Origin of the sequence: Methylobacterium symbioticum (assembly GCF_902141845.1) — a bacterium.
Lineage (GTDB): Bacteria > Pseudomonadota > Alphaproteobacteria > Rhizobiales > Beijerinckiaceae > Methylobacterium > Methylobacterium symbioticum.
Genome location: NZ_CABFPH010000020.1, coordinates 20001 through 42140 on the forward strand (window position 1 = coordinate 20001; position 22140 = coordinate 42140).

At 70.7% G+C, this 22140-nt stretch carries 23 protein-coding genes; 9 read left to right on the forward strand and 14 right to left on the reverse strand.

The window, feature by feature from the left end; translation table 11 throughout:
- The first annotated feature begins 191 nt into the window (after window positions 1-191).
- Window positions 192-755: a L,D-transpeptidase family protein gene (locus MET9862_RS09385; RefSeq protein ID WP_142582741.1), complete on the forward strand. Its 564-nt coding sequence runs from the start codon at window positions 192-194 to the stop codon at window positions 753-755.
- Between the two features lie 207 nt (window positions 756-962).
- Entirely contained in the window at window positions 963-1424 is a 462-nt protein-coding gene (locus MET9862_RS09390) for a MarR family winged helix-turn-helix transcriptional regulator (protein ID WP_142582742.1), read from the forward strand.
- A gap of 16 nt (window positions 1425-1440) precedes the next feature.
- Here the strand turns inward: MET9862_RS09390 and MET9862_RS09395 are convergent, their stop codons facing one another.
- Window positions 1441-2160: a YggS family pyridoxal phosphate-dependent enzyme gene (locus MET9862_RS09395; protein WP_142582793.1), complete on the reverse strand. Its 720-nt coding sequence runs from the start codon at window positions 2158-2160 to the stop codon at window positions 1441-1443.
- Window positions 2161-2425: 265 nt separating this feature from the next.
- Here MET9862_RS09395 and leuS point away from each other — a divergent pair, with 265 nt between their 5' ends.
- The gene (leuS, locus tag MET9862_RS09400; RefSeq protein WP_142582743.1) at window positions 2426-5023 is read left to right on the forward strand and encodes a leucine--tRNA ligase; all 2598 of its coding nucleotides are present in this window, start codon (window positions 2426-2428) and stop codon (window positions 5021-5023) included.
- A gap of 58 nt (window positions 5024-5081) precedes the next feature.
- Here leuS and MET9862_RS09405 read toward each other — a convergent pair whose 3' ends face one another.
- The 8 genes from MET9862_RS09405 to MET9862_RS09440 all read right to left on the reverse strand — a co-directional run bounded on the left by MET9862_RS09405 (window position 5082) and on the right by MET9862_RS09440 (window position 11855).
- On the reverse strand, window positions 5082-6347 hold the full coding sequence (locus MET9862_RS09405) for an extracellular catalytic domain type 1 short-chain-length polyhydroxyalkanoate depolymerase (RefSeq protein ID WP_142582744.1): 1266 nt from the start codon (window positions 6345-6347) through the stop codon (window positions 5082-5084).
- 59 nt (window positions 6348-6406) lie between these two features.
- The gene (locus MET9862_RS09410) at window positions 6407-6844 is read right to left on the reverse strand and encodes a ribbon-helix-helix domain-containing protein (protein WP_185156815.1); all 438 of its coding nucleotides are present in this window, start codon (window positions 6842-6844) and stop codon (window positions 6407-6409) included.
- Between the two features lie 104 nt (window positions 6845-6948).
- Window positions 6949-7674 (reverse strand): DNA polymerase III subunit epsilon, encoded by a 726-nt coding sequence (dnaQ, locus tag MET9862_RS09415; protein ID WP_142582745.1) that lies wholly within the window; start codon window positions 7672-7674, stop codon window positions 6949-6951.
- Window positions 7675-7728: 54 nt separating this feature from the next.
- Window positions 7729-8358 (reverse strand): dephospho-CoA kinase, encoded by a 630-nt coding sequence (gene coaE, locus MET9862_RS09420; RefSeq protein ID WP_142582746.1) that lies wholly within the window; start codon window positions 8356-8358, stop codon window positions 7729-7731.
- The gene (locus MET9862_RS09425; RefSeq protein WP_142582747.1) at window positions 8355-9206 is read right to left on the reverse strand and encodes a shikimate dehydrogenase; all 852 of its coding nucleotides are present in this window, start codon (window positions 9204-9206) and stop codon (window positions 8355-8357) included. Before MET9862_RS09425 ends, coaE begins: the two co-directional genes overlap by 4 nt.
- Window positions 9203-10198: a cation diffusion facilitator family transporter gene (locus tag MET9862_RS09430; RefSeq protein WP_244612639.1), complete on the reverse strand. Its 996-nt coding sequence runs from the start codon at window positions 10196-10198 to the stop codon at window positions 9203-9205. The genes MET9862_RS09425 and MET9862_RS09430 overlap by 4 nt, the downstream gene beginning before the upstream one ends.
- Window positions 10199-10209: 11 nt before the next feature.
- Window positions 10210-10830: a Maf family protein gene (locus tag MET9862_RS09435; RefSeq protein ID WP_142582749.1), complete on the reverse strand. Its 621-nt coding sequence runs from the start codon at window positions 10828-10830 to the stop codon at window positions 10210-10212.
- A 194-nt stretch (window positions 10831-11024) separates the two neighbouring features.
- The gene (locus MET9862_RS09440) at window positions 11025-11855 is read right to left on the reverse strand and encodes a pyruvate, water dikinase regulatory protein (RefSeq protein WP_142582750.1); all 831 of its coding nucleotides are present in this window, start codon (window positions 11853-11855) and stop codon (window positions 11025-11027) included.
- A gap of 482 nt (window positions 11856-12337) precedes the next feature.
- On the opposite strand from MET9862_RS09440, the gene hemE reads away from it, so the two are divergent.
- Together hemE and hemJ are read left to right on the forward strand one after the other, a co-directional pair.
- Complete coding sequence (gene hemE / locus MET9862_RS09445; protein ID WP_142582751.1) at window positions 12338-13408, forward strand: uroporphyrinogen decarboxylase; 1071 nt, start codon at window positions 12338-12340, stop codon at window positions 13406-13408.
- 10 nt (window positions 13409-13418) lie between these two features.
- On the forward strand, window positions 13419-13850 hold the full coding sequence (hemJ, locus tag MET9862_RS09450; protein ID WP_142582752.1) for a protoporphyrinogen oxidase HemJ: 432 nt from the start codon (window positions 13419-13421) through the stop codon (window positions 13848-13850).
- Window positions 13851-14065: 215 nt separating this feature from the next.
- Here hemJ and bfr read toward each other — a convergent pair whose 3' ends face one another.
- The 3 genes from bfr to ruvA all read right to left on the reverse strand — a co-directional run bounded on the left by bfr (window position 14066) and on the right by ruvA (window position 15788).
- Complete coding sequence (gene bfr / locus MET9862_RS09455; RefSeq protein WP_142582753.1) at window positions 14066-14563, reverse strand: bacterioferritin; 498 nt, start codon at window positions 14561-14563, stop codon at window positions 14066-14068.
- 47 nt (window positions 14564-14610) lie between these two features.
- A complete protein-coding gene (locus MET9862_RS30005) occupies window positions 14611-14880 on the reverse strand; it encodes a (2Fe-2S)-binding protein (RefSeq protein WP_142582795.1) in 270 nt (89 codons plus the stop codon).
- A gap of 290 nt (window positions 14881-15170) precedes the next feature.
- On the reverse strand, window positions 15171-15788 hold the full coding sequence (ruvA, locus tag MET9862_RS09465) for a Holliday junction branch migration protein RuvA (RefSeq protein WP_142582754.1): 618 nt from the start codon (window positions 15786-15788) through the stop codon (window positions 15171-15173).
- 149 nt (window positions 15789-15937) lie between these two features.
- Here ruvA and MET9862_RS09470 point away from each other — a divergent pair, with 149 nt between their 5' ends.
- Window positions 15938-16552 carry a YceI family protein gene (locus MET9862_RS09470; protein WP_142582755.1) on the forward strand — a complete coding sequence of 205 codons (615 nt, stop codon included), beginning with the start codon at window positions 15938-15940 and terminating at the stop codon, window positions 16550-16552.
- A gap of 22 nt (window positions 16553-16574) precedes the next feature.
- Here MET9862_RS09470 and ruvC read toward each other — a convergent pair whose 3' ends face one another.
- Entirely contained in the window at window positions 16575-17141 is a 567-nt protein-coding gene (gene ruvC, locus MET9862_RS09475) for a crossover junction endodeoxyribonuclease RuvC (RefSeq protein WP_142582756.1), read from the reverse strand.
- Between the two features lie 236 nt (window positions 17142-17377).
- On the opposite strand from ruvC, the gene MET9862_RS09480 reads away from it, so the two are divergent.
- Window positions 17378-18838 (forward strand): methyl-accepting chemotaxis protein, encoded by a 1461-nt coding sequence (locus tag MET9862_RS09480; RefSeq protein WP_142582757.1) that lies wholly within the window; start codon window positions 17378-17380, stop codon window positions 18836-18838.
- Window positions 18839-18847: 9 nt separating this feature from the next.
- Here MET9862_RS09480 and MET9862_RS09485 read toward each other — a convergent pair whose 3' ends face one another.
- The gene (locus MET9862_RS09485) at window positions 18848-20482 is read right to left on the reverse strand and encodes an AMP-binding protein (RefSeq protein WP_142582758.1); all 1635 of its coding nucleotides are present in this window, start codon (window positions 20480-20482) and stop codon (window positions 18848-18850) included.
- A gap of 269 nt (window positions 20483-20751) precedes the next feature.
- On the opposite strand from MET9862_RS09485, the gene MET9862_RS09490 reads away from it, so the two are divergent.
- A complete protein-coding gene (locus tag MET9862_RS09490) occupies window positions 20752-21252 on the forward strand; it encodes a phasin family protein (RefSeq protein WP_185156813.1) in 501 nt (166 codons plus the stop codon).
- Complete coding sequence (locus tag MET9862_RS09495; RefSeq protein WP_142582760.1) at window positions 21249-22139, forward strand: alpha/beta fold hydrolase; 891 nt, start codon at window positions 21249-21251, stop codon at window positions 22137-22139. The genes MET9862_RS09490 and MET9862_RS09495 overlap by 4 nt, the downstream gene beginning before the upstream one ends.
- Window position 22140 lies beyond the last annotated feature (1 nt).

A 22140-nucleotide genomic window follows, 5' to 3' on the forward strand; every position in this document is an offset into this window, starting at 1 on the left:
CGGGACAGCGGACGGAAGGCAACCCCCCAGCACCGGACAATCTTGGTCCGGGCATATGCATCAGAATAATGCGGTTTTCTCGCCAGGGAATTGCCTTGCGCGCAATTCGTCCATTTTTTTGCTTTTCGCTAGGCCCGGCTCTACGAGCCGCCCCGAAGGCTCCGGCCTGAAACCGCCCGATCGAGAGCTCGATGAGACCCGTCGCGAAGGCCGCCCGACCCGTCCGGACCACGCTCGTCAGCCTGCGCGTCCGTCCCCAGGTCGGCGACCGGCGGCGCGGCCAGCTCCTCGTGCCCGGCACCGTCATCCCCTGCGCCCTGGGCGCCGGCGGGATCGTGCGGGCGAAGCGGGAGGGCGATGGCGGCTCGCCGCGCGGCCGGCTGCGCCTGCTCGGGGGGGCCTTCCGGCTCGATCGGCTCGGGCGGCGTCCCCTCACCGGCCTCACCTTACGCCCGACCCGGCCGTCCGACGGCTGGTGCGACGACCCGCGCGACCCGCGCTACAACAGGCCGATCCGCCTGCCCGCGCCCGGTATCAGCGCCGAGCGGATGTGGCGCGAGGACGGCCTCTACGACGTGGTGCTCGATCTCGGCCATAACCGCGGCCCGATCCGGCCGGGGCGGGGCTCGGCGATCTTCCTGCACGTGGCGCGGCCCGGGTTTAAGCCTACCGAAGGTTGTGTCGCTCTCCGGCTTCCCGATCTTTTACGCCTCCTGCGTCGGATTGGCCCGCAGACGCACCTCCTGATACCTTGACCGTACGGCCTCCACGTTCAATCAGAAGCTGCGTTTCCGACGGCACTCCGGCAAACGGCCGCACGGCCCGTCACCGGGTGTGACGCATTCTGATAGAGGTATCCCAGGGGACGCCCGCCGACGGCGCCATGGCACGAGGGCGAACGCTCGGCGACCGGGCGTTTCGTGTCCCCATCCGCGGACGCTTGCACGAGGAGAGCACGCCCGATGTCCCCACGCCCACGGCCGGTCGCCAGGGACGCGCACGAGCCCGGCACGGCGGCCTCACCCTGCCATTGTCTCACCGTCCGCCAGGCGGCGCGGCATGTCACGCAGCTCTACGACCGTCATCTCGCCGCGGTCGGCCTGCGCTCGACCCAGTACGCCGTGCTCGCGGTGCTCGACCGGAACAGCCCGCTCGCGGTGAACGAATTGGCGCAGCAGCTGGTGATGGACCGGACGGCCACGGGGCGGGCCCTGCGCCCTCTGGAACGCGAGGGCCTCGTGCATATCGGCGCGGGCCGCGATGCCCGCACGCGAGCCCTGAGCCTCACGCCCGCCGGGCTGAAGCGCCTCGACGCGGCCCGGGCCCCATGGAGCCGCGCCCAGGCCGCCTTCGAGGCGCAGTACGGCACCGCGGAGGCCGATGCGCTGCGCCTGTCGCTCGCCCGGGTGGTCGGGAGGGGCTGACCGCGCCCGTTCCGGATCAGGCCTTGCGGGCGCGGGCCCCAAAGATCGCCGTGCCGACCCGGACATGGGTGGCGCCGAGCTGGATCGCGGCCGGGTAGTCGGCGCTCATGCCCATCGAGAGGATCGGCAGGTTGTGCCGTTCGGCGATCCGCGCCAGCAGGGCGAAATGGGCGGAGGGCGGGTCCTCCACCGGGGGCACGCACATCAGGCCCTGGATCGCGAGCCCGTGCGTGTCCCGGCACTCGGCCAGCAGCGCATCGACCTGATCGGGCGCCACGCCGCCCTTCTGCGGCTCGTCGCCCGTGTTGACCTGGATCAGGAGCTTGGGCGTCCGGCCCGTGCGCGCGATCTCCTTGGCGAGCGCCGCGGCGAGGGAGAGCCGGTCGAGGGAGTGGATCACGTCGAACAGGTCCACCGCCTCGCGGGCCTTGTTCGACTGGAGCGGGCCGACGAGGTGCAGCTCCACATCCGGGTAGCGCGCCTTCAGCGCGGGCCACTTCGCCTTCGATTCCTGCACGTAGTTCTCGCCGAACAGGCGCTGCCCGGCCTCGAGCGCCGGCAGGATGGCCTCGGCCGGCACCGTCTTCGACACCGCCACGAGATGGACGCCCGCCGGATCGCGACCGCAATCCTCGGCGGCCTGTCCGATGCCGGCCCGCACCTCCGCGAGACCCGCCGCGACGTCGGCCTCGCCGACCGGGGGACGCGCAGCGGGGGAGGGGGCGGTCTCGCGCATGCCGGCCTCTCGCGTGGCGCTGTTGGCTCTATCGGTCTCGGGCGTATCGGTGTCGGGCGTGGCCATGGTCATGTCCGGCTGTCGGGGCTGGCGAGGGACCTACCAGCCCGAACGCCGACCGCAAGCGCTCCGCTCCCGCAGGGCGGTCCTGCAGCCTCCGCGTTGACCGCATCGGCCGTGAATATGCTAGTGCCGCCCGAGACCCAGCGCGTCCCGGGCCCCGAGACGCCCGCGCGCGCCCGATCCCAGCGCCTCGATCCGAGCCATGACGAATTCGAACCCGACCGCGCCCGAGCGCTACAACGCCAAGGATGCCGAGCCGCGCTGGCAGGAGGCCTGGGCGCAGGCAAAGATCTTCGAGACGCCGAACGACGATCCCCGCCCGAAATACTACGTGCTGGAGATGTTCCCCTATCCGTCGGGGCGCATCCATATGGGCCATGTGCGCAACTACGCGATGGGCGACGTGGTGGCCCGCTACAAGCGGGCCAAGGGCTTCAACGTGCTGCACCCGATGGGCTGGGACGCCTTCGGCCTGCCGGCCGAGAACGCCGCCATGGAGCGCAAGGTCAACCCGCGCGACTGGACTTACGCCAACATCGGGACCATGCGCGGCCAGTTGCAGAGCATGGGCCTGTCGCTCGACTGGAGCCGCGAGATCGCGACCTGCGATCCGGCCTATTACAAGCACCAGCAGCGCATGTTCCTGGACTTCCTGGAGAAGGGTCTCGTCACGCGCCGCACGGCCAAGGTGAACTGGGACCCGGTCGATCACACCGTGCTCGCCAACGAGCAGGTGATCGATGGGCGCGGCTGGCGCTCGGGCGCGCTCGTCGAGAGCCGCGAACTGACCCAGTGGTTCTTCAAGATCACGGATTTCGCCGAGGAGCTGCTCGGGGCGCTCGACGGCCTGGAACGCTGGCCGGAGAAGGTCCGGCTGATGCAGAAGAACTGGATCGGCAAGTCGGAAGGGCTTGAGGTCCGCTTCGCGCTCACCCGCGCCGTCCATGAACAGACCGAGGTCAAGGTCTATACGACGCGGCCCGACACCCTGTTCGGCGCGAAGTTCCTGGCCATCGCCGCCGACCATCCGCTCGCCTCCGCTCTGGCGGCGGGCAACCCGGCACTGCAGACCTTCATCGAGGAGTGCCGCCGCATCGGCACCGCCCAGGAGGCGATCGACACGGCCGAGAAACTCGGGTTCGAGACCGGGCTGAAGGTCCGCCACCCCCTCGACCCGGCCTGGGAGCTGCCGGTCTATGTCGCGAACTTCGTGCTGATGGAGTACGGCACCGGCGCCGTGTTCGGCTGCCCGGCCCACGACCAGCGCGACCTCGACTTCGCCAACAAGTACGGCCTCGGCAACACGCCGGTGGTCTGCCCGGAAGGGCAGGAGGCGGCGAGCTTCGTCATCACCGACACCGCCTATGACGGCGATGGGCGGATGATCAATTCGCGCTTCCTCGACGGGATGAGCGCGCATGAGGCCTTCGAGGCGGTGGCGAACCGGCTTGAGGCGGAGGTGCTCACCGGCAAGCCCGTCGCGGCGCGCAAGGTGCAGTTCCGCCTGCGCGACTGGGGCGTGTCGCGACAGCGCTACTGGGGCTGCCCGATCCCGATCATCCACTGCGAGTCCTGCGGTCCGGTGCCGGTGCCCGTGGCGGACCTGCCGGTGAAGCTGCCCGAGACGGTCTCCTTCGACCAGCCCGGCAACCCGCTCGAGCGCGATCACGCTTGGCGCAACGTGCCCTGCCCGAAATGCGGGGCTGCGGCGCGGCGCGAGACCGACACCATGGACACCTTCGTGGATTCGTCCTGGTACTTCGCCCGCTTCACCGCGCCCTGGCTCACGGACGCGCCGACCGAGCGCAAGGCGGTCGATCACTGGCTCGCGGTCGATCAATATATCGGTGGCATCGAGCACGCGATCCTGCACCTGCTCTATGCCCGCTTCTTCACCCGGGCGATGCGCGAGACCGGCTGGTCGGGCGTGGCCGAGCCCTTCGCCGGCCTGTTCACGCAGGGCATGGTCGTCCACGAGACCTACAAGGACGAAGGCGGCGCCTGGGTGCCGCCCGCCGAGATCCGCTTCGAGAGCGAGGCCGGCGAGCGCAAGGCGTTCCACGTGAAAACCGCGGCGCCCATCGCCATCGGCGCCATCGAGAAGATGTCGAAGTCGAAGAAGAACGTGGTCGACCCCGACGACATCATCGCGAGCTACGGCGCCGATACCGCGCGCTGGTTCATGCTCTCCGACTCGCCGCCCGAGCGCGACGTGATCTGGACGGAGGAGGGCGTGCAGGGCGCCGCCCGCTTCGTGCAGCGCGTCTGGCGCCTCGTGAACGCGGCGACCCAGGCTGCGGGCGACGGCGCCGCCGACCTCGCCTTGCGCAAGGCTGCACACCGGGCACTGGCGGGTGTCGGGGAGGATGTGGAGCGCCTGCGCTTCAACCGCTGTGTCGCCCAGGTCTACACCCTGGCCAACGCCCTGGACGAGGCGTTGCGCGGCGGCGCCGTCTCACCCGCGGCCGCGCAGGAGGCGGCCGGCATCCTCGTCCAGCTCATCGCACCGATGATGCCGCATCTCGCCGAGGAATGCTGGCAGGCGCTCGGCCGTCCCGGCCTCGTCGCGCAGGCGCCCTGGCCTCAGGTCGAGGCGGCGCTGCTCGTCGAGGACGAGATCACCCTGCCGGTCCAGATCAACGGCAAGAAGCGCGCGGACGTGACCGTGCCGCGCGATGCGGACGCCAAGGCGGTGGAGGCCGCGACCCTGGCCCTCGAGGCCGTGCAGAAGGTTCTCGAAGGCAAGGCACCGCGGAAGGTCATCGTGGTGCCGGGCCGGATCGTGAATCTGGTGGTGTGAACCCGCGTTGCACCGACCGGACGCCTTCGGCCCCGGACGGTGCGCGTGGCGGACGGGTTCAGGAGGCCCGGCGCGGCGTCAGGCTGTGCTGGGCGAAGAAGTCGAGCATCGCCCGCGAGGCGTTGGGCCCGCGCGCATCCGTGTAGCTGCCGCGCGGATCGCCGCCGGACCAGGCATGGCCGGCGCCGCGCACGCGCCAATCCTCGACCAGCACTCGGCCCGCGCCATCGGTGTAGCGCGTGCGCGTGAAGGGATGGCCGGCATCCTCGAAGCGCTCGCGGGTGACGGCGAGGCCGCCCGTGCCCGCCTGGGCGAGGACCTGATCGGCGTTGCGCACGCTGACGGTGCCGTCCTCGTCGCCGTGAAAGACGATGGTCGGCACGCGCAGCCCCGAGACGGGAGCGCCGAAGCCCGATGGATCACCTGAGCCGGGCGCGCCCACCTGCATCGCCATCAGGGCGGAGGACACGTCGCGGGCGCAGCCTGCCGCGAGCCCGGAATGGATGCCGACTGCGGCGTAGAGATCGGGATAGGCGCGGGCGATGTTGGCGGCGGCCGCGCCGCCCGCCGACATGCCGGCGATATAGACCCGTCCGGAATCGAGCCCGTGCTCGGCGATCAGCGCCCGGGTCAGCCCCGCGATGATCGCCGCCTCACCGCCCTCGCGGCCCTGGTCGCGCGGCTCGAACCAGTTCCAGCATTTCTGCCCGTTCGCGAGGCGGGACTGGCCGGGATAGACCACGTAGATCCCCGCGCGCTCGGCGAGCGGGTTCATGCCGGTCCCGGCCGCGAAATCGTCGGGCGACTGGGTGCAGCCATGCAGCATCACCAGGAGCGGCGCCTGCGCCTGCGGCCGGCTCGGGACGAAGAGCTTGTAGTCGCGCGTTCCCGCCGCGCAGCTGAACTGGCCGGCGATGAAGTCGCCGCCCGGGCTGCGGGATTCGGCACGCGGGCCGGGCTCCGGCGCGCGCTGGGCTCCACCCGCCCAGCCCTCGAGACCCTTCAGGACCGGCGCGACGACCGGCGCGACGCCGCGCCCGAGCCCGCGCACCACGGTCCCGAAGGCGGCCCGCATGCGCTCGGGGCTGAGCGCGGCCTGCGCCGCGGCGAGGCTGTCGGCCGCGGCACGCTCGTGCGGCTCGATGGTCGCCGCATGGCCGATGGCGCGACCGGAGGATCCGGCGGGGTCCGGCCGCGCACCGAGGCCGAGCAGGCTGCGCTGGATCAGGGCGGTCGATTCATCGAGACGCCCGAGAGCGGTGAGACGGGTCGCCTCCACCATGTCGTCGAGGCGCACAGGCGTCCGGTTGCCACGTTCGGTCATGGGTCCTCGCGGAGTCTCTGGAAGAGGGCGGGCAAAAGGGCGGGCCTGGGCGGCCGCGGTCACGGCAGCCGGTCGGCTAGGGCGGCCTTCACCGCCGGGCTGGCCTGAAGGCTGCCGAGCACCTCGAGCGAGGCGATGGTGGCGCGTGCAAGCTCCGGGGTGACGTCCGGTGCGATGGTGGCGAGGCCGAGCACGCGGATGTCGAGCATCCGCCCTTCTGCGCGGGCCGCTTCGAGGGTGGTCCGGTCGATCCGCCGCAGGCCGAGCTCGACGCTGCGCCGCGCCACCGATTGCCGGGTCACCTCGGCGTGCCGCTCGATCTGGTTGCGGATCGCCGTCCGGATGAAGTCGCTGCGGTTGGCGTAGACGCCTTCCGCCACGAGGAGGTCCACATGGCCGAGATCCACGTGGCCGAGATTGATCGTGATCTTCTCGCTGTCGAGCGCTCGCCCGGCCGGCCGGGCGTGAACCGTCATCTCCGGCGCGATATCGAGCATCTCATCCATCCCATCACCATCCACGGGGATGGATATGGGACGGTTATTGTGCGCCGCAATAGGATCTGGTGCGTCGCAACATCACATCACGCCATCGTGATCGTTCAGGTCGGCTCGTCGGTTCCGATATATTCGGACCAGATCGGGCTGCCGCCCAGGCTCGCCCGGAAGGCGTCGTGCCGGGTCCGCTCCGCATCGGTGAGACGGCTCCGGTATGGGCGTGCGCCGCGCGCGACGGGCCCTGTCTCGGCAATCGCCGCAGCCCGGGCCGGTTCCGGCGCCGCGACGGCAAGGTCGAATCCGGTCTGCTTGCCGCCCAGCAGCTCGACATAGACTTCCGCCAGGATTTGCGCGTCGAGAAGCGCCCCGTGCTTGGTGCGCCGGCTCCGGTCGATCCCGTAGCGGTTGCACAGCATGTCGAGGCTGTTGCCGGCACCCGGATGCTTCTTGCGCGCCAGGATCAGGGTATCGACCACCGCGTCCAGGGCGATCGGCGGCGGCGCGCCGGCTCCGAGCCGGGCATATTCCATGTTGAGGAAGCCCACGTCGAAGGGCGCGTTGTGGATCACCAGGGTGCCGCCGTCGCAGAAGGCGACGAGATCCGCGACGATCGCTCCGAAGACCGGCTTGTCGGCGAGGAAGGCGTCGGAGAGGCCGTGCACCGCGAAGGCGTCCGGATGCACCGCGCGCTGCGGGTTCACGTAGGCGTGGTAGGTGCGGCCCGTCTGGACGTGGTTGATCAGTTCGACGCAGCCCACCTCGATGAGCCGGTCGCCGTTCTTCGCGTCGGTGCCGGTGGTCTCGGTGTCGAGGACGATCTCGCGCAGCATGGTGTCTTCCCGGATCCCGAAAGCCGGCCGAGCTTATCCGATAACCGGCCCCGGTTAACCGGCCTGTTCCCCGCCGGTGACGGCTGCGATGACCCGGTCCACCGCAGCCTCGGCCGCCGCGAAGCCGAGGCTCGTGTCGATCACGAAATCCGCCCGCGCCCGCTTCTCGGCATCGGGCATCTGCTTGGCGAGGATCGCCGCGAGGGCGGCCTCGCTCATGCCGGGCCGGGCCAGCACGCGGGCGCGCTGGATCTCGGGCGGGGCGGTGACGACGAGGACCGCGTCGCAGCGCCCCGCGCCGCCGGTCTCGTAGAGCAGGGGAATGTCGAGGAGGACGAGGGGCGCGTCGCTGTGGCGGGCGAGGAAGTCCTGCGCCACCTGGCCGACGAGGGGATGGACGATGGCCTCCAGGCGCGCGAGGGCGTCGGGCCTGTCGAGCACCGCCGCGCGCAGGGCGGACCGGTCGACGCTGCCGTCCGGCACGAGGGTGCCCGGGAAGGCCGACCCGATCGCCGCCGCGGCAGCGCCGCCCGGTCCGTACAGCCGATGCACCGCGGCATCGGCGTCGTGGACCGGCACGCCGCGCGCCGCGAACATTGACGCGGTCGCCGATTTGCCCATGCCGATCGAGCCGGTGAGTCCGAGCACGAAGGACCGGTGCGGCGGCCGGGAACGGGTCGTCATCGTCCGGTCAGGTCCGCTTCGATGCGCGCGCGCAATTCCGGCGTGACCGCGGGACGGACCCCGAACCAGGCCGCGAAGCCCGGCACAGCCTGATGCAGCAGCATGCCGAGCCCGTCGATCGCCGCGAGGCCGCGCGCCCGGGCCGCGCGCAGGAGGGGCGTCTCCAGCGGCGCATAGACGATATCGGCCACCGCCGCCCGGGAGGGCAGGGGGGTGAGATCGATGTCCAGGGCCGGATGCCCGACCATGCCGAGGGACGTGGTGTTCACCAGAAGCCCGGTCTCGGGCAGGAGATCCGGGATCTCCGACCACGCCACCGCCTCCGCGATCCCGGGCGCGAGCGCGGCCACCGCCACCGCCCGCTCGGCACTGCGGTTGGCGACGCGGATGCGGGCGAGGCCGCGCTCGGCGAGTCCGACGACGACGGCGCGGGCGGCGCCCCCGGCCCCGAGCACCAGGGCGGAGCCGCCAGTCCGCTCCGGCCAGTCGTCACCGAGGCTCTGGTCGAGATGGGCGACGAAGCCCGGCGCATCGGTGTTGTCGCCGAGGATGCGGCCATCCTGCTCGACGATCAGCGTGTTGACCGCGCCGATCCGCTCCGCGCGCGGGGTCAGCCGATGGGCGAGGGCGTGGGCCGCCTCCTTGTGCGGGATGGTGACGTTGCCGCCGGCAAATCCGGAGCCGGCTAATTCATCTAGGAAGCCGGCGAAATCGGCCGGCGCGACGTCGATGCGTTCGTAGCTGCCGGCGATCCCGTGCTCGGCGAGCCAGTGCCCGTGGATCAGCGGCGAGCGCGAATGGGCGATCGGGTGTCCGACGACGAAGGCGCGTCTCATCGCTTGGCTCATACGGCACAGGCTCCGGTGAGATGGCAGGGCGGCCCGCCCGCTTCCTCGATCTGCACGGTGGCGTGGACGATGCCGAAGCGGCTGCGCAGGTCCTCGGCCACCGCGATCAGGAAGCGGTTGCCGGGATGGCCCTCCGCCATCACGAGATGGACGGTGAGCGCCGGCTCCGTGGTGCTCATCGGCCAGATATGGAGGTCGTGGATCTCCACCACGCCGGGCTGGCCGCGCAGGCAGGCGGCCACCTCCTCAGCGGCGATGCCCGGCGGCACCGCGGCGAGCGACATCGCCACGCTGTCGCGCAGGAGCGCCCAACTCGCCCAGATGATGAGGCCGCCGATGGCGAGGCTGACCAGCGGATCGATCCAGTCGAGCCCGGTGAGCAGGATGGCGAGGCCGGCGAGCACCACCCCGGCCGAGACCGCCGCGTCGGCCGCCATATGCAGGAAGGCCCCGCGGATGTTGATGTCGCCCTTCGCGCCGGAGGCGAAGAGCCAGGCGGTGAAGCCGTTGATCAGGATGCCGATGCCCGCAACGACCATCACCGTGATCCCGGCAACGGGCTCGGGATGGACGAGCCGCCAACCCGCCTCCCACAGGATGGCGCCGACGGCGACGAGCAGGAACACGGCGTTGAACAGGGCAGCGAGGATCGAGGAGCCGCGAAGCCCGTAGGTGAAGCGCGGGCTCGGCCGCTGCCGCACCAGGACGGAGGCCACCCAGGCGACGACGAGCCCGAGCACGTCGGAGAGGTTGTGGCCCGCATCGGCCACGAGCGACATGGAATTGCTCGCCCAGCCATACCCGGCCTCGACCACGACGAAGGCCGTGTTCAGAGCAATGCCGATGGCGAAGGCTCGGCCGAACGTCGCGGGCGCGTGGACGTGGCCGCCCCCGCCGTGGCTGTGACCATGGCCATGATCCCGGCTGCGACCCCGGTCGTGCCCGTGCCCGGCATGATCATGATCGTGGTGATCGTGGCCGTGATCGTGCACGCGGGGACCCCTCAGAACCGGAGCCAGCCGTCGGCGCGCAGGACCGCCAGCAAGGGCAGCAGCGGCAGGCCGAGGATGGTGCTGTGCTCGCCCGCCACCGTCTCGAACAGATGGATGCCGAGCCCTTCGAGTTGATAGCCGCCGACGCTCGCGCAGACGCGGTCCGGGCCGGCGCTGGCGAGATAGGCCGCGATCTGCCCCTCATCGAGCGGACGCATCGTCAGGCTCGCCGTCTCGACGGCGCTGGCGACGATGCGCGGGCCATGCGCCACCGCGAAGGCCGCGTGCAGATGATGGGTGCGGCCGGCGAGCCGGGCGATCTGGGCCCCGGCGGAGGCGAGGTCGGCCGGCTTGTGGAACAGCGCATCCCCCAAGGCCAGCACTTGGTCGGCGCCGACCACGACCCGGTCCGGATGCCGATGCGCCACGGCCAGCGTCTTCGCCTCGGCGAGCCGCCGGGCGAGTTCGGGCGGGGTCGATCCCGCGCAGGCGGCCTCGACGGCGCGCTCATCGACGCCCGGCGCCTCCGTCTCGACGGGCAGGCCAGCGCCTTCGAGGAGCAGCCGGCGCGTCGGGCTGGTCGAGGCGAGAAGGAGCGGCCGGGGGCCGAGCCAGGGCGAGAGGGGATCCATCGGCCCAGTGTCACGGATCGTCCGCGGCGGGCAAGCGCGATCCCGGAAAACGCGAACCCCGCCGTCCGGAGGGGCGGGCGGCGGGGTTGCTGGCGAGGCCGGTACGCGACGTGGCCTCTCTGCGGAGAATGGCAGGCAGCCGTTAGCCAAAGGTCAACGCGGGGTCGCGGATGCGCAGCGCCCTCGGACGGCCCTCAGACGGCGATGAATTTCAGCCGGTGGTCGCGGTAGAGGTCGAGGATCGCCGCGGCCGTCTCCTCGATGGAGCGGCGGGTCACGTCGATGGTCGGCCAGCGGTTGCGGGTGAAGAGGCGGCGCGAGGAGGTGATCTCGTCGGCCACCGCCTCGCGGTCGACGTAGAGCGTCGACTCGTCGGCATTGAGGCTGAGCAGCCGGTTCTGGCGGATCTGCACGATGCGCTCGGGGCTGGCGAACAGGCCGACGATGAGCGGGCGCTTGGCCGCCTCGAGCGCAGGCGGCAGGGGCACGCCGGGGACGAGGGGCAGGTTCGTGGTCTTGAGCCCGCGATTGGCGAGGTAGATCGAGGTCGGCGTCTTCGAGGTGCGGCTGACCCCGAGCAGGATCACGTCGGCCTCCTCCAGATCGTCCGGCAGGTTGCCGTCATCGTGGGCGAGCGTGAAGTTCATCGCGTCGATGCGCTTGAAGTACTCGGCGTTGAGCATGTGCTGCGCGCCGGGCCGCGCGGTCGTCTGGGCGCCGAGATAGGATTGCAGCAGGGCGTGGACCGGCTGCAGCACCGAGAGGCAGGGCGAGCCGGTCTCGCGGCAGGCCGTCTCCAGCCGCTCGCCGAGATCGCCGCCGACCAGGGTGTAGAGGACGAGGCCCGGCGCCGCCTTGATCTCCGAGATCACCCGCTCGAGCTGCGGCCCCGAGCGCACCAGGGGATAGACATGCTCGATCGCCGAGATGCCCTCGTACTGGGCGGCGGCCGCGCGGCCCACATTGATCAGCGTCTCGCCGGTGGAATCCGAGACGAGGTGGAGGTGGAAATAGCTGCGGCTCATCCGGGCGCCTCCGGCCGTGGCGGGGAGCGCGAGGCTCTTATCCACCGGAGCCGTCAGGGGAGTCGATGAATGTGGATAGGATGCCCTGCGGCCAGGGTCCAGCACGGGAGCGGCCGGATCTCTCGACTCCGCCCTCAACAGGTGCTGCGATGGGACGCACGGAATCCGGGTGCTTGGGAGAATCCGGGACGCGCAGGCGCACGCAGCCGGATCGGCACGCCCAAGGCCCTGTGCGGCCTAGCCTATCCGAGACATTAGCGCGAACCTGTTAAAGCCCTCTTAACGTCGACGCGGCGGGGACGGGCTGTGGATGCGGTTGCGGCCCCGCCATCCAACGTCCAAGAGAAAAAACAGAGTCCTAGATTCTCTCTTCTCTTTAGAGAGGGCCGGTGTGGGGACGGCTCCGCCGCGCCCCCTCCGAAGAGGGACGTGGCCGGGCCGGGCAGCGGATCCGGGCTTGGCGGGGAGCGCTTGAGGAGCGGATGGTGCAGGGTCAGGGAACCGAGCGCAGGCTGATGCGGGTGCTGGCGGGCGAGCCGCTCTCGCCGCCGCCGGCCTGGATGATGCGCCAGGCTGGCCGCTACCTGCCGGAATACCGCGCGACGCGGGCCGAGGCCGGCTCCTTCCTCGACCTCTGCTACAGCCCCGACTTCGCGGTCGAAGTGACGCTGCAGCCGATCCGCCGCTTCGGCTTCGACGCGGCGATCCTATTCTCGGACATCCTCGTGGTGCCGCACGCACTGGGCCAGGACGTGCGCTTCGTGGAAGGGGAGGGGCCCCGCCTCGATCCGCTCGCCGGACGGCCCGAATTCGAGCGCCTGCGCCACGCCGACGATCCGGCGGTGTTCACGCATCTCGCCCCCGTCTTCGAGACGGTACGGCGCCTGCGCGCCGAGCTGCCGCCCGAGACGACGCTGCTCGGCTTCTGCGGCGCGCCCTGGACGGTGGCGAGCTACATGATCGGCGGGCGCGGCACGCCGGACCTCGCCCCGGCCCGGGCGCTCGCCGCATCCGACACCGCCCTCGTCGACGAACTCATCGACCGGCTGGTCGCGGTGCAGACCGAGTACCTCGTGCGCCAGTTCCAGGCGGGCGCCGACGCGGTGCAGATCTTCGAGTCCCATGCCGGCAGCCTGCCCGAGGCCACCGGGCCCGAGGCGGATGCCCTGGCGCGCTGGTCGTTCCGCCCGATCGCCCGGATGATCGAGGGCATCCGCGCCCGGGTGCCGGGCGCGCGGATCATCGTCTTCGCGCGAGGATCGGGCCTGGAGGGCCATGCCCGCGTCGTGCCGGAGACGGGCGCCGACGCCGTCGGCGTCGACTGGGCGGTCGATCTCGCCGCCCTGCGGGCCCGTCTGCCGGCGAGCACCGTCACCCAGGGCAACCTCGATCCCGAATTGCTGATCACGGGCGGGCCGGCCCTCGACGCGGCGGTGGACGCGGTGAAGGCGGCGACGCGCGGCCTGCCGCACATCTTCAACCTCGGCCACGGCATCACGCCGCCGACGCCCGTCGCCCATGTCGAGCGCATGCTCGCGCGGCTGCGGGCTTGAGCCGGATCCGATGCTCTACGACTGGATCAAGGCGTTCCACGTCATCGCGCTGATCGCGTGGATGGCGGCGATGCTCTACCTGCCGCGCCTGTTCGTCTACCATGCCGGCCTGCCGCCGGGCTCGGACGTGCAATCGGCGACCTTCAAGGTGATGGAGCGGCGGCTCCTCAAGGCGATCATGACCCCGGCCATGATCGCGACCTGGATCCTCGGCCTGACGCTCGCCTGGATGAGCGGCTATTACGCGAGCCCCTGGCTGCAGGCGAAATTCGTGCTGGTGCTCGCGATGAGCGGCATGCACGGCTTCCTCGCCCGGGCGGTGAAGGACTTCGCCGCCGACCGGAACACGCGCCAGCCGACCTTCTACCGGGTGGTCAACGAGGTGCCGACGCTCCTGATGATCGTCATCGTCATCCTCGCCGTGGTGAAGCCGGGACTGTAGATCCCGGGATTCCCAAGGGACCGAGAGCCGTTCCCGATCGGGACCGACTCTCGGTCCTTGTTCTGGCGCGCTCTCTGTTCGCCGAACCGGAATCCACTTCGGCTTAAGAGCGCTCCAAAATCCATTGGGTGGGGTGCCGGGGCGAAGCCCCGGCGTTCAGCCAGGGCTTCGCCCTGGACCCCGCGAAAGGGAGGATCCCTTTCGAGACCCGAGGATCACTCCTTCTCGGGCGCGATCTGCTCGAGGCCGCCGATATGGCGCTGGGCGTAGAGCGGCAGGCCGATCTGCTTGATCAGCTCGAGCTGGGTCTCGAGGAAGTCGATATGGCCTTCCTCGTCCTCGGCGAGATCCTCGAACAGGCGCTTCGAGACGCGGTCGTTGATCGAGTCGCAGTACTTCGCCGCCTCAAGGTAGAGGGCGCGGGCCTCGTTCTCGGCCGCGAGGTCGCACTCGATGATCTCCTGCACGGTCTGGCCGATGCGCAGCGGATCGAGTTCCTGCAGGTTCGGGAAGCCGTCGAGGAACAGGATGCGGTCGATGAACTTGTCGGCGTGGTTCATCTCCTCGATCGATTCCTTGCGCCAGAACTTGGCGAGGTCGACGTAGCCCCAATCGTTGAGGATCCGGAAGTGGAGCCAGTACTGGTTGACCGCCGTCAGCTCGCTGCGCAGGCCGCGGTTGAGGTACTCGATGACCTTGGTGTCGCCCTTCATTGCCCCGATCTCTCCGTGAGTCAGACGGAGGAGTCAGGTGCGATGCATCAGGCGGCCAGCTCCTCGTCCGTAGTTTGGAATTGTTTCAGACTGCAGGCGCTCGCGCAAGATGCGCTGCAAGCATGGGCGTCCGTCGCTGCCGCATCGGCGAGGGCTTGCCGCACGATCGAGCGGATGGTGCGTGCGCAGCGCCCGCATTTCGGGCTGCAGCCGAGACAGGCATAGACCTGGGCGGGCGTGCGCGGACAGCCCGGGCCGGGATCGAGGCAGCCGCGTACGGCGCCGTCGGACAATACGTTGCAGGAACAGACGATCATGCGAGCCGCAAAACCCTGCTTCCATCGCGTCGGGCCGCACGACATCGTCCGGCCCTCCTCGGATCGAGGGCTCCCGCTCTGGAAGACGCCCCGGCTCGCGCGCTAGATTAGAATTCTTGAAAACTAGAACGTTTTCAACGCGTTAGCAGGCGGACACTTGGCATCCCAGCCGCTCCCGGTCAAGGGTTTCCGGTTCTCGCGGGCGCAATTCGATCGTCCGATCCGAAATTGGTGAACGGCGCCCGGCAGATAGGAAAGGCTGCGCCGAAACCGCGCGGCGGCGCGCGCCCTCAGCGGGCCAGCTCCTTCAGGCCGAGGCGGATGAGCACCTTCGCCTCGGCGCCCTCGCCGGCGGCCCTGAGCGCGGCGGCGACCGCAGTGGCGGCCTGGGCCTGCGGATAGCCGAGATTGGTGAGCGCCGAGACCGCGTCCGCGACCGGTCCGGAGGCGCCGCGCTCCTCGCCTGCCCCCGCGAGGCTCGCCAGCGCCGGATCGAGCGGTGCGAAGGCCGGCGTCTTGTCCTTGAGCTCCGCCACGAGCCGGGCCGCGAGGCGCGGGCCGACGCCCGGTGCGCGGGCGACCGAGGTCTTGTCGCCCGTGGCGATCGCGGCGCCGAGCTGGTCCGGCTCCAGCACCGAGAGCACGCCGAGCGCCACCCGCGCGCCCACGCCCTGGACGGTCTGGAGCAGGCGGAACCACTCGCGCTCGGCATCCGAGCGGAAGCCGTAGAGGCGGATCATGTCCTCGCGGACGATCGTCTCGATCGAGAGCTGGGCCGGCTCGCCGGCCGCCGGCAGGCGCTGCAGGGTGCGGGCCGAGCAATGCACCACGTAGCCGACGCCGTTCACGTCGAGGATCACGAAGTCCTCGCCGAAGGAATCCACGACGCCCTTGAGCTTGCCGATCATCGTACCGCCTTCATCCGTGTCCCGATGCCTACAGATCCGGCCGTTCGCGCGCCATGCGCGGCTTGAGCGCGGCCGGCCTTCGTGGAAGAGGAGGGCCTTCGCCGGCCGCGCGGCCCGGCACGTCCCTGACCGAGCCCCGCGGATTGCCCATGCGCCGGACCCCGATCCTCCTCGCCCTCGGCCTGCTCCTCGCCGCGCCCGCCGCCGCCCAGACCGCGGACGGCCCGACCACGGACCCGACCCAGGTGCGCCCCGGCGCCTATCGGCTCGATTCCGCCCACGGCAAGATCACCTGGTCGCTCAGCCATCTCGGCTACTCGACCTATTACGGGCAGATCACCGACGTGAGCGGCCAGGCGACCCTCGACCCGAAGGAGCCGGCCAAGAGCCGCCTCAGCGTCACCGTCGGCATCGACAGCGTGAGCGGGCTCAACCCGAAGCTCGACGCGCATCTGAAGACGCCGGACTTCTTCGACACGCAGAAATTCCCCACCGCGACCTTCACCGCGACCACCGTCGAGCCGACGAGCCCGACCACGGCGCGCATCCTCGGCGACCTGACCCTGAAGGGGGTGACCAAGCCGATCGCCCTCGACGCGACCTTCAACCAGGCCGGCATCAGCCCCGTCGACAAGACGTACACGGTGGGCTTCGACGGGCGCGCGGTGATCAAGCGCTCCGATTTCGGCATCAACGCCTTCCTGCCGATCCTCGGCGACGAGGTGACGCTCAGGCTCGAAGGCGAGTTCAAGGCCGCCGAGTAGACATCCCGGCATCGGCCGGCGCTCAGCCCTGGCGGGCGAGCGCCGCCGCGATGCGCTCGGCGGCGCGGCCCGAGACGCCGGCCGGCAGATGCGCCTTGCGCAGGGCGTGCGCGTCGCGGTGATTGACGTGAGCGATGGCGATGGCCAGGGCGTCCGCCGCGTCCGCGAGCTTGAACTCGGCCTTGGGCAGCAGGAAGCGCACCATCGCCTGGATCTGCGCCTTGTCGGCATGGCCGGTGCCCGCCACCGTCTTCTTCACGAGGTTGGCCGCGTACTCGAAGACCGGCATGCCGTGCAGCGCCGGCACGAGCAGCGCCACCGCCCGGGCATGGCCGAGCTTGAGCGTCGCCTGCGCGTCCTTGTTGACGAAGGTCTCCTCCACCGCGACCTCGTCGGGCTGGAAGCCGGTGACCACCCGGGTGATGCCCTCGTGCAGCTCGCGCAGGCGCAGCGCCAGCGGCAGGTCCCCGTCCGAGGTGACCACCCCGCAATCGACATAGGCGAGCTTGGTGCCGGTGACGGTCACCGCCCCCCAGCCGGTGCGGCGCAGGCCCGGATCGATGCCGAGGACGCGGACGGGACTGCTCATCGGGGAAGGCTCACGGGAAATCGCTCGCGGAGGCCGAGTGGATGCGTGGCCGGCGCGCCGGCCGCGTCGCCCTGAGCGCTACGCACATACCGTGAACATCTCGTTGCGTCGAGATGGATGGTCCCCGCGACGGTCCCGGCGCCCTGGCTGAGGGCTTCCGTGAAATCGCTCAAAAAGATACGAATTGTTAACCTCGAATAGTTGATGAACGCAATATCCAATTCGAGGATATACAGATGTTTCGCAAGGTTGTGGCGAGCGAAGAAAAATTCAAGCTCGCGGCGCTCGATCGTGCGTTGGCGACAATCGAGTTTTCGCTCGACGGCACGATTCTGAATGCGAACAAGAATTTCCTCGACCTCGTCGGATATTCTCTCGAAGAAGCGCGCGGCAAACATCATCGCATCTTCGTCGAGGAGAGCTATGCCGCGAGCGCCGAATACAGGGCCTTCTGGGAGACATTGAACCGGGGCGAGATGGTCTCCGGCGAGTTCGCCCGGTTCGGCAAATCGGGCAACCGTGTCTGGCTCGAGGCGACCTATTGCCCGGTCCTGAACGCCGCGGGCCAGCCCGCCACGGTGATGAAGTTCGCCACCGACATCACCGCGAAGAAGAACGAGACCAGCCGGCTGATGACGATGATCGACGGCATGCCCGTCGCCGTCATGACCGCCGACCCGGCGGACGATTTCCGGATCAACTACCTGAACACGACCTCGCAGCGGACGCTCGGCTCCATCGAGCAGTACCTGCCGGTCAAGGCCTCGGAGCTGCTGGGGACCTCGATCGACGTGTTCCACAAGCACCCGCAGCACCAGCGCACCATGCTGGCCGACGGCAGCCGCCTGCCCCATCGCACCAAGATCAAGCTCGGGCCGGAGGTGCTGGAACTCCAGGTCTCGGCGATCAACGGGCCCGACGGCCGCTATGTCGGCCCGATGCTGACCTGGGCCGTGGTGACCGCGCAGGTCAACATGGCCTCCGAGGTCTCGCAGGTGGTCGAGGCGGTCTCGGCGGCGGTGCGCGAGATGCAGGGTTCGGCCGAGGGGCTGACCCGCTCCGCCGAGGATGCCCGCCAGCGCGCCTCCTCGGTGGCCTCGGGCTCGGAGCAGATGGCGGGCTCGATCCACGAGATCTCGGGTCAGGTCGGGCGCGTCACCGAACGCACCCAGCAGATCGCGACCCAGGCGGCCACCACCGACGCCACGGTGCGCGACCTCGCCGAGAACGCGCGCAAGGTCGATGCGGTCGTCGCCATGATCAAGTCGATCGCCGACCAGACCAACCTGCTGGCGTTGAACGCCACGATCGAGGCGGCGCGTGCCGGCGCGGCCGGCCGCGGCTTCGCGGTGGTGGCGAGCGAGGTGAAGGTGCTCGCCGCCCAGACCGCCAAGGCCACCGACGAGATCATCCAGCAGGTCGCCGCGATCCAGACCGCGACCGGCGCGGCGGTCGGCGCCATCGGCACGATCAGCGCGGCGGTGGCCGAATTGTCGTCGCTGACCCTGGCGATGGCGAGCGCGGTCGAGGAGCAGGCGGCGGCGACGCAGGAGATGTCGGGCCATATCGGCGGCGTCTCCGTCGCGGCCAACGCCACCGGCCAGCTCGCCGAGGCGGTGCGCACCGTCGCCGAGAAGCTGAGCGCCCATTCCGCGAGCCTGGGCGGCAGCATCGAGCGCTTCCTGAAGGCCGGCTGAGAGCCGGTCCTATTCGGCGCGGGCCCGCGCGCGCAGGACGAACTTCTGGATCTTGCCGGTCGAGGTCTTGGGCAGGGCGCCGAACAGGACCGCCTTCGGCACCTTGAAGCGGGCGAGGCGGGCCCGGCAGAAATCGAGGATCTCCGGCGCCGTCACCGCGGCGCCGGGCTTCAGTTCGAGGAAGGCGCACGGGGTCTCGCCCCAGATGGGGTCGGGCTTGGCCACCACCGCGGCGAGCATCACGGCGGGGTGCTGCGTCAGCACCTCCTCCAGTTCCAGGCTGGAGATGTTCTCGCCGCCTGAGATGATGATGTCCTTCGCCCGGTCCTTGATCTCGACGGACCCGTCGGGATGCCAGACGGCGAGGTCGCCCGAGCGATACCAGCCGTCCCCGAGCGCGCCCTCGGTGGCCGCCGGGTTCCTGAGATAGCCCTTCATCACGGTGTTGCCGCGCAGCAGGATCTCGCCGACCGTCGTCCCGTCCCGCGGCACCGGCTCGAGCGTCGCCGGATCGGCGACCCGCAGGGCCTCGAGGGTGGCGAGGGCCGCGCCCTGGCGCGCCATGCGGGCGTAGCGCTGCTCCGCCGGGAGATCGGCCCAGTCGGGCTGGGGCAGGCACATCGTGGCCGGTCCGTAGCTCTCGGTGGCGCCGTAGAGATGGGACACGCGGAACCCGAGCTCCTCCATGCTGCGCAGAACCGTCGAGGGCGGCGCCGCGCCGCCGGTGGCGCAGCGCACGGTATGGGCGAAGGGTACGCGCGCCTCCGGCGGCGCGTTCGCGATCATCGTGAGCACGATCGGCGCGCCGCAGAGATGGGTGACGCCGTGCGCGGCGATCAGGTGGAAGATCGCGGCCGGCTCGACCTTGCGCAGGCAGACCTGCGTGCCGCCCGCCGCGACCACCGCCCACGGATAGGACCAGCCGTTGCAGTGGAACATCGGCAGCGTCCAGAGATAGACGCTGTCCGGCGCGAGGCCGAAGGCGAGGGCGTTGCCGAGCGCCTGCAGATAGGCGCCGCGATGGCTGTAGACGGCGCCTTTCGGGTCGCCCGTGGTGCCGGAGGTGTAGAGCAGGCAGAGCGATTGCCACTCGTCCGCGGGGCCGGCCGGCTCATGGTCCGGATCCCCCTCGGCGAGGAGATCCTCGTAGGCGACGGCGCCGGGCAGGGCGGCCTCGCCGGCCGTGACCACGAGAGGCCTGCGGCCGAGCCGGGCGAGCGCCTCGCCCGCGAGCGCCGCGCAATCGGCATCGACGATCAGCACCCTGGCCGCCCCATGGTCCAGCGAGACGGCGAGGGTGGCCGGGTCGAGGCGGGTGTTGAGCGGGTTGAGGACGGCGCCGCGCATCGGCACCGCGAAATGCGCCTCGATCATCTCCGGCGTGTTGCCGGCCAGGATCGCCACCGTATCGAGGCGGCCGATCCCGCTGCGCTCCAGCGCCGAGGCCAGGCGGCGGCAGCGGGCGTGGAGCTCGGCATAGGTCAGGCGCCGTGCCCCGTCGATCACCGCCACGTGGTCGCCGAGGGACGCGGCCGCCCGGGCGAGGAAGCTCACCGGGCTCAGCGGAACATGGTTCGCGGGCCTCTGCCCGAGGCCGTCCTCGAACGGATGGGCTTGCGCCGGGCTCGCGCCGGGACCCGTCATGGCCTGTCCTCCCGGCCGCCTCCGTCGTTCCACGCGAGAGGATGGCCCCGCGCAGGTGTGTCGCCGCCGATTCCGGAGTGTCAAGGACGGGCGCCGTGACAGGCGGGCCCGGTCGAAACGTCGGCACGGTGCGGACGCGTCGCGCCTATTGCACTGCAACATGAAATCGGACACATCGGACCGGCCGATTCCGTGGGCCCGGTATGCGCTTGATCGCGCCTGCCGCCACGGCGAGAAGAGACGGCGCAACGGGGCTTGGGACCATCATCATGACGACAGCGGGTCGCCGGCTGGCCGAGGATGGCCTAGCCCAGGCGCGGCAGGCCTACGAGCGCTACGCCGAGGCCGGCGAGATCGCCCTCAACGCCTTCGAGACGACGACCGGCCGCATGGTGGCGAGCCTGCGTACCCTGGCCGGGACGGGCCAGGCGCAGGCGACGCTGGGGGGAGCCCCGGCCAACGATTACGAGGCCGCGGCGGGCCGCAGCTGGGCGGGCCTGCGCCAGATCACCCAGCGCGTTCTGGTCGCCACCGACGCGAACATGCGCGCCGGCTTCGACCATGCCGAGAGCCTGATCCGGGCCAGGGACGCCCGCGAGGCGGCCGAGCTGCAGGCCGCCTATCTGCGCGCCCAGACCGCGCGCTTCGCCGAGCAGATGCTCGACCTGCAGAAGACGGCCACGCGGGTGGCCCGGAGCCTGGCCGCCGGTACGGCCCAAGGCATGGCTCAAGGCACGGCCGACGGCGCCCGGGGCACGGAGCGGCCGTGAACGCGCTGGGACGGCCCGTGGAGGGGATCCCCTTCCGCGAGGGGCGCACGCAGGGCTTCGCGCGCGGGCGTTTCCACGACCTCGCCTATGTCGATTGGGGCGACCCGGACAATCCGCATGTCGTGGTCTGCGTCCACGGCCTGAGCCGGCAGGGCCGCGACTTCGACGCCCTGGCGCAGGCCCTCGTCGGCCTCGGCTACCGGGTGGTCTGTCCCGATCTGCCGGGGCGCGGGCGCAGCGGCTGGCTCACCGATCCCGAACTCTACGCCCTGCCGCAATATGTGCGCGACATGGCGACCCTGCTGGCGCATCTGCGCGTCGAGCAGATCGACTGGGTCGGCACCTCCCTCGGCGGCCTCGTCGGGATGATGCTGGCCGGCGCCGAGAACACGCCGGTGCGCCGCCTCGTCATCAACGATATCGGGCCCTTCCTGCCCTGGGCGCCGCTGCGCGCGATCGGCACGCGCCTGCGCGAGGCGCCGCCCCACCACCACAGCCTCGCCACCGCCGAGCGGCGCCTGCGCACGGCGCTCGCGAGCTTCGGTCCCCTCACCGACGCGCAGTGGCGCCACCTGACGGAGCACAGCTTCTACCCGGAGCGGGGGGGCGGCTGGCGCCCGCATTACGACCCGAATATCGGCGTGCCCTTCGCCCCGGGCCGGGTCTACAATGTCAGCATGTGGCGCGACTGGGAGGCGGTGCGCTGCCCCGTCCTGCTGCTGCGCGGGGCCGAATCCGACCTCCTGCGCGCCGACACGGCCCGGCAGATGACGGAGCAGGGCCCGAAGGCCAAGCTCGTGGAGATCCCGGGCTGCGGCCACGCCCCGGCGCTCCTCGATCCCGACCAGATCCGCATCGTCACCGATTGGCTCGGGCCGGCGGCCTGAG